11 protein-coding genes are annotated in these 11,525 nt (G+C 51.5%); 7 read left to right on the top strand and 4 right to left on the bottom strand.

Annotated features, from left to right (window positions below; genetic code table 11):
* The first annotated feature begins 2 nt into the window (after positions 1 to 2).
* Together LLH06_RS02545 and LLH06_RS02550 are read left to right on the top strand one after the other, a co-directional pair.
* Complete coding sequence (locus tag LLH06_RS02545; RefSeq protein WP_228171694.1) at positions 3 to 797, top strand: rhamnogalacturonan acetylesterase; 795 nt, start codon at positions 3 to 5, stop codon at positions 795 to 797.
* Positions 798 to 947: 150 nt separating this feature from the next.
* Complete coding sequence (locus LLH06_RS02550) at positions 948 to 2,084, top strand: glycoside hydrolase family 88/105 protein (protein ID WP_228171695.1); 1,137 nt, start codon at positions 948 to 950, stop codon at positions 2,082 to 2,084.
* A 69-nt stretch (positions 2,085 to 2,153) separates the two neighbouring features.
* On the opposite strand, the gene LLH06_RS02555 is transcribed toward LLH06_RS02550, so the two are convergent.
* From LLH06_RS02555 to LLH06_RS02565, 3 genes are all read right to left on the bottom strand, one after another.
* Positions 2,154 to 4,238 (bottom strand): TonB-dependent receptor, encoded by a 2,085-nt coding sequence (locus LLH06_RS02555; RefSeq protein ID WP_228171696.1) that lies wholly within the window; start codon positions 4,236 to 4,238, stop codon positions 2,154 to 2,156.
* 84 nt (positions 4,239 to 4,322) lie between these two features.
* Positions 4,323 to 5,645 carry a PQQ-dependent sugar dehydrogenase gene (locus tag LLH06_RS02560; RefSeq protein WP_228171697.1) on the bottom strand — a complete coding sequence of 441 codons (1,323 nt, stop codon included), beginning with the start codon at positions 5,643 to 5,645 and terminating at the stop codon, positions 4,323 to 4,325.
* Between the two features lie 241 nt (positions 5,646 to 5,886).
* On the bottom strand, positions 5,887 to 6,408 hold the full coding sequence (locus tag LLH06_RS02565) for an NADPH-dependent FMN reductase (RefSeq protein WP_228171698.1): 522 nt from the start codon (positions 6,406 to 6,408) through the stop codon (positions 5,887 to 5,889).
* Positions 6,409 to 6,565: 157 nt separating this feature from the next.
* On the opposite strand from LLH06_RS02565, the gene LLH06_RS02570 reads away from it, so the two are divergent.
* The 5 genes from LLH06_RS02570 to lepB are packed head-to-tail and all read left to right on the top strand — an operon-like array spanning position 6,566 to position 10,904.
* Entirely contained in the window at positions 6,566 to 7,375 is an 810-nt protein-coding gene (locus LLH06_RS02570) for a ParA family protein (protein WP_228171699.1), read from the top strand.
* Positions 7,375 to 8,289, top strand: a complete 915-nt coding sequence (locus LLH06_RS02575) for a ParB/RepB/Spo0J family partition protein (RefSeq protein WP_228171700.1) — start codon at positions 7,375 to 7,377, stop codon at positions 8,287 to 8,289. Before LLH06_RS02570 ends, LLH06_RS02575 begins: the two co-directional genes overlap by 1 nt.
* Positions 8,290 to 8,979 (top strand): DUF5683 domain-containing protein, encoded by a 690-nt coding sequence (locus LLH06_RS02580; RefSeq protein ID WP_228171701.1) that lies wholly within the window; start codon positions 8,290 to 8,292, stop codon positions 8,977 to 8,979.
* Positions 8,980 to 9,022: 43 nt separating this feature from the next.
* Positions 9,023 to 9,775, top strand: coding sequence for a 4-hydroxy-tetrahydrodipicolinate reductase (gene dapB, locus LLH06_RS02585; protein WP_228171702.1), 753 nt, complete (start codon positions 9,023 to 9,025; stop codon positions 9,773 to 9,775).
* 22 nt (positions 9,776 to 9,797) lie between these two features.
* A complete protein-coding gene (gene lepB, locus LLH06_RS02590; protein WP_228171703.1) occupies positions 9,798 to 10,904 on the top strand; it encodes a signal peptidase I in 1,107 nt (368 codons plus the stop codon).
* Between the two features lie 88 nt (positions 10,905 to 10,992).
* Here lepB and LLH06_RS02595 read toward each other — a convergent pair whose 3' ends face one another.
* Positions 10,993 to 11,412, bottom strand: coding sequence for a DUF5675 family protein (locus LLH06_RS02595; RefSeq protein ID WP_228171704.1), 420 nt, complete (start codon positions 11,410 to 11,412; stop codon positions 10,993 to 10,995).
* Positions 11,413 to 11,525: the final 113 nt, after the last annotated feature.

The following is an 11,525-nucleotide window of genomic DNA, read 5'->3' on the forward strand; positions in this document are numbered from 1 at the left end:
TCATGTATAAAGGTCATTTAACAAGAAGCATTAAAGCTGCCGTGATCATGGTAGCAGCACTGGCACTGTACTCGTTCATGCAGGCGCCCAAACCGGTACTTTACCTCGTGGGCGATTCTACCGTGAAGAACGGCAAAGGCAAAGGCGATGGCGGCCTGTGGGGCTGGGGAAATTACGTAGGCGCGTATTTTGACAGCACCCGCATCACGGTAGAGAATGATGCTTTGGGTGGTACCAGCAGCCGTACCTTTCAAACGCAAGGCCACTGGGATAAGGTACTGGCCAAGATCAAGCCCGGCGACTATGTGATGATGCAGTTCGGGCACAATGATTCGAGCCCGCTGGTTGACACCTCACGTGCCCGCGGCACCATCAAAAGCAATGGCGATGAGCAACAGGACCTGTACAACCCGCTAACTAAAAAGCAGGAGGTGATCCACAGCTATGGCTGGTACCTGCGTAAAATGATCGGCGAGGCTAAGGCTAAAGGCGCTACTGTACTGGTGTGCTCATTGATCCCACGCAACGCCTGGAAGGATGGCAAGGTGACCCGCAGCAGTGCCGATTACGGCCTGTGGGCCAAACAGGCCGCTGCCCAGGCAGGCGCTACTTTTATTGACCTGAACACCCTGGTGGCCGATGTTTACGACAGCGAAGGCCAGCAAAAAGTAGGCACCGTTTACTTTACCGATAAGGATCATACGCATACCATTGAAGCAGGTGCTAAACTGAACGCTCAGTTGGTGGCCAAAGGCATTAAAGAGAGCAGTTCACCTTTGCGCAGCTACCTGAAATAAGCGTGAGTGGCAGTGGCCTTCGCTGCTTTGAGCTTAAAAAATTTTGACAACGAACAAGGGTGAATGGCCCTTTGATCATCATTGATAGTGATGTCCGATCGGCAGATCAGGCATCACTTAACTATTAAAGAACCGATAATGACCATGCGAATGAGAAGACCGATACCGTTTATGGTAGCCGCTTTGATGCTGATCGCCCCACTGAAAACTTTGCAGGCGCAAAAGCTGCCTGCCAAAGCCAAGATCGTGAGCGATATGGCACTGGCCAATGAATACTTCATGAAAAAATGGCCCGACCCATCTACCCCAACCAACGTGAATAAGGTACGGTCGAGCAACTTGTGGACCCGCGCCGTTTACTATGAGGGATTGATGGCGTTGCATAAGATCGATCCGCTGCAAAAATATAAGAAGTACGCGCTGGACTGGGGCACCTTCCATAAATGGGAACCACGCGACGGACTGAACACCCGCAACGCCGATAACCAGTGCTGCGGACAGACCTACATCGAGCTGTACGAACTGGATAAAAAGCCCGAATACATCGAACCGATCAAAAAGAACATCGACATGATGCTCACCGGTGATAAGATCGATGATTGGAACTGGATCGACGCGCTGCAAATGGCCATGCCGGTTTTTGCCAAGTTAGGCGCCATTTACAAGGACGACCGCTACTACGAGCGCATGTACGAGATCTACAATTACTCCAAGACCAAGCACGGCGGCAATGGCCTGTACAACCCGCAGGAGCATTTGTGGTGGCGCGATAAGGACTTTGTTCCGCCCTACAAAGAGCCTAACGGTGCCAACTGTTACTGGTCGCGCGGTAACGGCTGGGTAGTGGCCGCCATGGTACGCGTGTTGGAAGTGATGCCAAAGAACGCGCCGCACCGCAATGAATACCTGACAATGTATAAGGACATGGTCGAGGCATTGGTGCCTCTACAAAGAGCAGATGGTTACTGGAACGTTAGCCTGATGGACCCGACCCACTTTGGTGGAAAGGAACTGACCGGTACGGCGCTGTTCGCTTATGGTATGGCCTGGGGTGTTAACAACGGCATCCTGAAAAAGAAGACCTACCAGCCGATCATCACCAAGGCCTGGAACGCCATGGTGAAAGATTGCCTGCACCCTGATGGCATGCTGGGCTTTGTACAAGGCACCGGCAAAGAGCCGAAAGATGGCCAACCCGTAGCTTACGACCATATCCCCGACTTTGAGGATTACGGTCTGGGTTGTTTCCTGCTGGCTGGCAGCGAGGTGTACCGCCTGAGCAAGTAAAAGATATTCTCAATTCATAAATTTGTTCGCTACCGTCTGTTGTACACCAGTGCAACAGACGTTTTTTGTTTATATACCGATGCTGAACCCTGCGTAGTAATTGCGTAAAGGTGCCGGGTTATAATAGCGGTTGCCTACGGCGTTAAGATCGTTACCTAAGCTATAGCGCTGGTTGAGCAGGTTATCGGCCCCGGCGTACAGGTTGAGGCGGGTAGCCCTGCCTACACTGAACTGCCAGCCTGCTTTGGCCTGCAATAAGTGATAAGCTTTGGCGTAAACCGAGTTGGCATCGTTAACGGGCAGCTTGCCGGTATAGTTATGCTGCACGAACACATAAATGGCCTGTGGCAACCTGAACTGCAAACTGCTCACCACCACCTGGCGCGGTACACCTGTAAGGCGGTTACCCGAATAGTCCACATTGTTCACACGATAATCGCGGAAGTTGAAACGGCTCACCGTAAGCGCCTCATTCAATTGCACTCCCCTGATCACGCCTGTGCTTTGCGGCTTAAGCAGCCAGGCACTGAAGTTCAGTTCAAGACCTAATTGCCTGGTGCCGCCTGCGTTGATGAAATAGTCCGTCTCGTTAGTCAGGCGCTGGTTCACGATCGAGTTGCTGAGCCGGTAGTAGAACACCGAGGCATCCAGCATCAGGGTCTCGTCGCGGTCGCGCAAACGGAAGCCGGTCTCGTAGTTCCAGCCGTTCTCGGGCTGCAGGTCGGTGTTCACAATGTTGTTGGTAGGCCTAACTTCGGCAATAGTAGGGGTGGAGTAACCCCGGCTCACCGATGCTCTCCAAATAAAATTGCTCAGGATCTGGTAAGATAGCGCCAACCTCGGCATTAGTTGCGGGTCGAAGTTCTTGGTGTTGCTTCCCGGCTGATAAAGCGGGTAAATGTTGCGGTACTTATACTGGTAATAGTTCAGGCTCAGTGCTGCCTCAATGTTCAACCGGCGGGCCACGGTAGCGGCATAGCGCGTAAAAAAGAAGTGCTGATCGGTGTTCACCTCATCAATGGCTTGTGGCTTGCCTTTAATGCCTTTCAGGTTGTCATAATTGTTGATATCGGCATTGGTGCGCTGCCACTCGGCGCCCAGGTCAAGCTTCCACTCGAAGGCAACGGCCGGTAAGCTGCTCAGCTCAAAGTAGGTGCGTGCGCCGTAGGTGCCTTCGGTGCGTTGCTCGTAGTTGGTGATAAAGGGGTTGGCAAAATCCACATGCGAGCCAAATATGGTGGCCACATTGCGGATGCGGTCGCTCAGTCGGGCCTCGTTCACCAAGCCGCCATATAGCATCTTGGTGCTGATGCCGATGTTCTGATCGATGGCGCTGCCCGTGGCCGGTGTGGCCGGCCGCGATGCACGCGGGTTGGCCTCGAACTGTGCCAGCGTGAGTCCGCCAGGTGTTTGGTATTTCAGGTCACTGTAAAAGCCGATGGCCTTGAGCTGGTTGCCTTTGCCATAGCGGTAACGGTCGGCTAATTGAAAGTAATGGCGGCGCATGTAGCTATGGTCGCGGTAACCATCATAGCTTTGATAGCCCTGGCCAATGTTGAGGTCGTTACTGCCCCAACGCTGATGAACGGTCGCGTTCTGGTGGATCAAACCGTATGAGCCGGCGTTGACGTTGAGGGAGGCAGTACTGCTGTCGTTGCCGCGGTTCACGGGATCGATCAGTACCACACCGCCCGAGTTAGCCCCGAAGAGGCTGCCATCTGGCCCCTTCAATACCTCGATGCTATACAGATCGGCGATATCGAGCGCGTTGAGGTAGGTGTTGCCGCCTGCATCGGTGAGCGGCATCTCGTCAAAGTAGATCTTCACGTTACGCACCCCGAACGGCGACCGAAGCAAACTTCCCCTGATAGACAATCGGTAACTGCCCGGTGTACGCTCTTCCATGCGGATGCCAGGCAGCGTGTTCATGGCGCTGACCAGTGAGTTACTGGGTTGCAGCGTAAGCTGTTTAGCGCTTAACACGCCTACTGAGGCAGGCACCTGGATCATCTGCTGTTCGCTCAGGTAACCTCTCACCATAACCGAGCGCAGTTTTCGGGCGCTGTCGGTAACGGTGGTATCACGTTGCTGGGCAAAAGCGGAAAAGGTGGAGATGGATAGCAGTAAGCAGATGGAAGTAGACAGTTTGATCATAGATGGTGTAATAAAACAAAAGTAGCCCTTTTGGTGCAAGGGCTACTTTTGTTAGATCGTAAAATATATGTGTTAATGCGGCGCTTATTTGGCAGCAGCTACCCGCCAGATCTTGTTGCCTGAATCGTCAGCTACCAGCAGGGAGCCATCCTTAGCCACGGCCACACCCACCGGGCGACCGTATACTTCTTTCTTGGCCTCATTGGCAACAAAGCCGGTCAAAAAGTCCTCAGGTTTACCGGGTTTGCTGCCGTTGAACGGTACGGCCACTACTTTGTAACCCACCAGTTTGGAGCTGTTCCATGAGCCGTGCTGGCCAATAAAGGCCGCGTTCTTGTACTTGCCGCCAAAGGCATCATCAGGGTAAAATGCCAGGCCTAATGAGGCTGTATGAGAACCCAAAGCCACGTCAGGCACGATGGTCTTTTTCACCATGTCAGGGCGCTGACCTTTCAGGCGCGGGTCCTCATGCTGACCAAAGTAGGCGTATGGCCAGCCGTAAAAGCCACCTTCTTTAACGCTGGTCAGGTAATCGGGAACCAGCATATCGCCCAGTTCGTCGCGCTCGTTAACGGCGGTCCAAATGGTCTGAGTGCCGGGGAAAAAGCCCACACCTACCGGATTACGCAGCCCGCTGGCGTATATCTTTTCGTTGGCGCCATCTTTATCTACCACCAATATATTGGCGCGACGAGCTTCATTGGCCAGGCCATGCTCCGCTACGTTACTGCCTGATCCTACGGTGATATAGATCTTACTGCTATCGGCACTCACCAGCAGGTTGCGGGTCCAGTGATTATTATAGCCACCGGCAGGAAGTTTCAAAATGCGTGTACCATCTTTGGTGATTCGGGTATCGCCGGGAGAGTAAGGATAACGCCACAAGCCATCGGTGTTAGCTACGTAAAAGTAACGGCCAATAATGGCCATACCGAAAGGTTGGTTCAAGCCGCTTAAAAACATCCCTTTGTTGTCAACCACGCCGTCGCCATCCTTGTCGCGCAGGATCACGATCTGGTTAGGGCTGTCACCCATATTTTGTGAGTCATCCTGTCCTACTAAGGCCGATCCCACTTTCTTCAGGCCTTTAGCCTCAGTGGTGGCTAAGGCAACAAGCACATCGCCGTTAGGGGCTATGTAAATGTTACGCGGGTTGTTCAGCTTTTCGGCATACAAGGAGACCTTGAAGCCTTCGGGAGCGGTAGGGGTTTTGCCGGCAGGCCAGCCGATCACTTTACAAAAATTCTTTACTGACTTGGTCTCGTAAGGTGGTGGTAGGTCAACGGTCTGCTCGGCGGTGCTGGCCACGGTATCGGCCTTGGCCGGGTCGGGCTTTTTATTTTGCTGGCAACTGGCCAAAAGCGTACCGGCAGCAGCCAGGGTAAATAGTAAGTTGTTGCTTTTCATACAGAAGTGTGGTTCATTGATGTAATAAGAACTTAACCTGTATGATAAATATTTGTTTCAACATCAAGCCGAACCCACAGCAAACGCAGACCGATCGTGAGTGAGGGCTTTCAATGCTTGGTCGCATAGAACCTCGCTTTTCTACTAATTACTTCAAGTTTGGAATGATATCTTCTTATAAGGCCTCCCTTCCGGGGGAGGGCCTGTATGGGACCACTACTTTGTAGGTTTCGTGCGGAGCTTAAAACTTCACGAACTTTTCCACCTGTTCATTCACGAAATTGATGGTGCGTTCGTTCACGAGCTGGCCATCGGCGTCCATCTCCTGGCGTATGCCGGGGATGTGGATGCGCAGGGGCAAAACGTGTAAATGCAGGTAGCTGCACACGCCGGCAAAATGGTCGATGCCGCGTATGTTACCGTACGTGCCTGACGACAGTCCCACCAGTGCGGCCTTCTTATCATAAAAGCTATCAGGGAAGGTACACGAGTCGATAAAGGCCTTCAACACACCCGGAAAACTGCCATTGTATTCGGGTATCACGAACAGGAACTTTTGGGTGGCCGTGATCAGTTGCTGTATGGGCTCAAACGCTTCGCTGCGCGCACCGAACATATCGGTCTTGATAAAATCAGCGGGCAGGTCCTGCAAGGATAGCACATTAACTTCCAGTTGTTTATTTAAAAGAAGCTGCTGATAATATTTGGCCAGTTTTAGCGTAGAACTACCAGGGCGGTTGGTGGAAGCAATGATGCTGATCATTTAAAAGTGTTTATAAGTTAACGCGACGGGTAGCCAGCCTAATTGTTTAAATTCGTATCTTTAGCCCCCGGTCAAATAAAAGCGAAAGTATAAATTTTTAGCTTCACTTTTTTGACCGACCGGCAAAGGCACGTGTTGTAATATTTGAGGTAAAAAAATGAGTAAGATAATTGCTTTGGCTAACCAAAAAGGGGGTGTTGGCAAAACAACATCGTCCATAAACCTGGCGGCAAGTTTGGCCGTATTAGAGTACCGGACGTTGCTGGTGGATGCTGATCCGCAGGCCAACTCTACCTCGGGTATAGGTTTTGATCCGCGCACGATCAAGAACAGCATTTACGAGTGCATCATTAACCAGGTGGACCCGGCCGAGGCCATCCAACGCACCGAAACTCCGAATCTTGACCTGTTGCCAGCACACATCGACCTGGTGGGTGCCGAGATAGAGATGATCAACCTGGCCGATCGTGAATATAAGATGAAGGCCATTTTGGATAAGGTGCGCGATCAGTATGATTTCATCATCATTGATTGCTCGCCATCATTGGGTTTGATCACGATCAATGCCCTTACCGCGGCCGATTCGGTGATCATTCCTGTTCAGTGCGAATATTTCGCCCTGGAAGGTTTAGGCAAGTTGCTAAACACGATCAAGATCGTGCAGAACCGCCTGAACCCGCAACTGAGCATCGAGGGTATATTACTCACCATGTACGATGTAAGGCTGAGGCTGAGCAACCAGGTGGTAGAGGAGGTGCGCACGCACTTTGAGGACCTGGTGTTCGATACCATCATTCAGCGTAATACCCGTTTAAGCGAGGCGCCAAGCTTTGGCGTATCAGTGATCATGCACGATGCCACCTGTAAAGGTGCCGTGAACTACCTGAACCTGGCGCGCGAGATCATTCGCAAGAACGGTTTGGAACAAACAGCAGGCAAGGCAAGTCCGGAAGCATTAGTTAAGTAATGAGCGTAGACAAAAAGAAAGCATTAGGCAAAGGATTAAGCGCCCTGTTGAATGATACGCCCAGCGTAACATCACATAAAAGCTTCTCATCATCGCCCGAGACCACCGTTAACACCGGTAATAGCTTAGGTTCAGTGAATGAGATCCGCATAGCCGAGATCGAGATAAATCCTTTTCAGCCCCGTACCGATTTTGATGAGCAGGCCCTGATCGAATTGGCCGAATCCATCAAAGTACAGGGACTGATCCAACCCATCACCGTTAGGCGGGTAAACTCGCACTCGTACCAATTGATATCGGGCGAGCGCCGTTTACGTGCCTCTAAACGTGCCGGGTTAAATACCATACCGGCGTACGTACGCACGGCCAACGATCAGCAAATGCTGGAGATGGCCCTGATCGAGAACATACAGCGCGAAGATCTGAACGCCATGGAAGTGGCCCTGAGCTTTCAGCGTATGATCGATGAGTGCAGCCTGAAACAGGAAGAGCTGGGTGAGCGCGTGAGCAAGAACCGCAGTACCGTGAACAACTACCTGCGCCTGCTTAAATTGCCGCCAAGCATACAGGCCAGCATACGCGATGGCGATATCAGCATGGGCCATGCCCGTGCGCTGATCACCATTGCCGACCCGATCAAACAGGTACACCTGCACCAGCAGATCCTGCAGTACGGGCTATCGGTACGTAAGGTAGAGGAGATGGTGCGCGCCCTGCAAAATGGTGGCGAAAAGAAAGAAGGCCGCAAGCCTGAGCCACTATCCTACCAGGTGCAAAAGATTCAGGATGACCTGGCCTCGCGTTTTAGCACCCGTGTAAAACTGACCATTAGCCCTAAGGGCGCCGGCCGTATCGAGATCCCTTTCCTATCGGAAGATGATCTGGGCCGTATACTCGAAATGCTTGACCAATAAATGATGAACAGGCTGCTGCTTACCCTATCGCTCATCCTTACGTGGGGAGCCTTGTATGCTCAAAAGCCTGATACCGTTAAGGTGAAGGACCCTGCCCAGGTGCAGCAGCGCAAGCGCGATTCCATTTTGGGTAAGCCGGTCATCACCGAAAAGATCACCTCCAAAAATAAAAAGATATACCGCCCCGATAGTACCCACAGCCCAAGCCTGGCCTTCAAGCGCTCGGGCATTATACCGGGTTGGGGGCAGTTATACAACGGCCGCTGGTGGAAAGTGCCGATCATTTATGGTGGCCTGGGTTTGCTGGGTGTGGCCGTTGAGTTCAACGTGCGCTATCAAAAGCAATTCCTGAGGGCATACCGTTTAAGGCAAAGCGGTGAACCGGCCTCCAGCGATGATACTCCGCTGGTGAAGCAGTTGCTGGCCAATAGCGGCTATACTACCTCGGTGCTCGAGAATGCCGTGAACGGTTACCAGCGTAATATGCAGCTCAGTATACTGGGTATAGTGGGCGCATGGGGCATTCAAATGATCGATGCCTACATCGATGCCAAATTCATACACTCCTACACCATGGACCGCGACCTGAGTTTCAAGGTAACGCCGGGCGTGCTGCCTGCCGGGCCCATGTATGCCGGTAATATTCCTGCGGTTATGCCGGTCATAAAGCTTACCTTTACCATGAGATAAGCCAATAAACTGTTCTGTCGCAATAAACACTCCCTTACAAAAAATGAAGATCGCATTATTGGGCTACGGCAAAATGGGCAAGATCATTGAAAAGATCGCCACTGACCGCAACCACCAGATCGTACTCAAAATAGATAAAGACAATGTACACGAGGCCACGCCCGAGAACCTGAAACAGGCCGATGTGGCCATCGAGTTCAGTACGCCGGGCACCGTGTTAGCCAATATTGACCGTTGTTTTGAAGCGGGCATACCCATTATAGTGGGCACCACCGGCTGGTACGAGCAGCTGGATGAGGTGAAGCAGAAATGTATTGATACCAACGGCACTTTGCTTTACGGATCTAACTACAGCGTGGGGGTTAACGTGTTTTTTCACGTGAACCGCATACTGGCCAAGATCATGAACAAATACCCGTACTATGATGTGCAGGTAGAGGAGATACACCACACCCAAAAGCTCGACTCGCCAAGCGGAACGGCCATTACCATTGCCGAAGGCATCATCGATGGGCTGGAAGCCAAGCAGAACTGGAAGAACGTGCTGGTGGATGATAGCGCAGCACCGACCGACGACCTGTTACAGAACAACGAGCTGCTGATCGAATCTCTCCGGATCGAGAACGTGCCGGGTACCCATACTGTGATGTATGACTCGGAAGTGGACAGCATCGAGTTCAAGCACACGGCGCATAACCGTAACGGCTTTGCTTTAGGCGCTGTGCTGGCGGCCGAATGGGTGAGCGATAAAAAAGGATTTTATCAGGTGACCGATATGTTTAACTTTAACGCCTGATCGATATAAACTGTACGACCAAATGAATTGGAAATTCTGGAATAAAAATACTAACGACCAGACAAAGAAGAAGAAAAGCGCGGCCCGCGAGTGGACCGACGCTATCATATTTGCAGTGGTTGCCGCTACGCTGATCCGTACGCTGTTCATCGAAGCGTATACCATACCAACCGAATCAATGGAGCGCTCCTTATTGGTGGGCGACTTTTTATTCGTGAGCAAGGTCAATTACGGTGCCCGCACGCCCATGACGCCTATCGCGTTCCCATTCGCGCATCATACCATGCCGATCATTAATACCAAAGCTTACTGGGATGGCATCAAATTACCTTACTACCGTTTGCCGGGGTTAAGCCACATTAAAAAAGGCGATGTAGTGGTATTTAACTACCCAATGGAGGCCGATTCGCCTTTTTACCGCCCGGTAGATAAGCGCGAGAACTACATCAAACGTTGCCAGGGTACCCCGGGCGATACCTTATCCATTGCTGATGCACAGGTATTCGTGAACGGCAAGGCCAATCCTAACCCGCCCGAAGGTCAGATCAACTATGATGTGAACGTGAGCGGCTCGGGCCTTAACCCTAAGCTGATCGATGAGCTGCACATTTCCCTGTCAGATTATAATACGCTGCTTACCATGACCAAGGCCTCGGCCGCGGCCTTAAAGAACTACAGCAACGTGACCTCGGTAAAACCACACATCACGCCAAAAGACTCGGTAGAGTACGGTGGTGAGGTGTTCCCGAATGACAAGCATTACGCTAAATGGAACCAGGACAACTATGGGCCGATCATTATCCCTAAAAAAGGCTGGACCGTTAAACTTGATAGCCTGACCCTGCCGTTCTATAAACGTGCCATCACCGTTTACGAAGGCAACAAGCTGGAAGTAAAAGGTGCCGATATTTTGATCAACGGCCAAAAGACCGACAGCTACACCTTTAAAATGGACTACTACTGGATGATGGGTGATAACCGCCACAACTCATACGATTCGCGCTTTTGGGGTTTCGTACCTGAGGACCACATCGTGGGTAAGGCCCTGTTCGTTTGGATGAGCTGGGATACCAACGGTAGTTTCTTCAGCAAGATCCGCTGGAACCGTTTGTTCATGGGCATCCACTAAACGTAACGTTAGGCACCAAAATATAAAAGCCTTTCAGGATCATCTCCTGAAAGGCTTTTTGCATTTAATAGGGGGGAAGTAGGCCGGCTCAGCCCTTAACGATCTCGATCCACATCTTTTCTTTTTTCTCGATGCTTTTGAGCAGCGCTACCAGGTTGTTCACCTTGCTGGCGCAATTCCAGATGCGGGTCTTCATGTCGCCATTCTCGCCTACCAGTATGCAGCCTTCGGTGTTATCGGGCGTATTGCCACCATGTATGCGTATACCGGCGAACCATTTGACGTTGAGCAGCAACGGCAGGTACTTTTTGAAGCGGTTACTGTAGCTAAGGATAACCTCGTATTTGCCGTAGTCGATCGCGGTTTTGCTGTGCACCTTGCCGCTGCCATCGGCTTTGAGGTCGCGCACGGTGTCCTCGCAGGTGTAAGCATAAAATTGGCCATTGAGATACATTTTGCCAAAGGTGGCGGTAGGAGTGAATACAGAGCGTACTACTTTAAGATCCATGGGTGTGTGTTGGGGTATATGATAAAATAAAAGTCGATTTGAACCGGTCCGTAAATCGAACCGAAGTGTTGACAGATGCTTGCCATAACGAAAGGTCTGAATCTATCTAAACA

Source organism: Mucilaginibacter daejeonensis (assembly GCF_020783335.1).
Classification (GTDB): Bacteria; Bacteroidota; Bacteroidia; order Sphingobacteriales; family Sphingobacteriaceae; genus Mucilaginibacter; species Mucilaginibacter daejeonensis.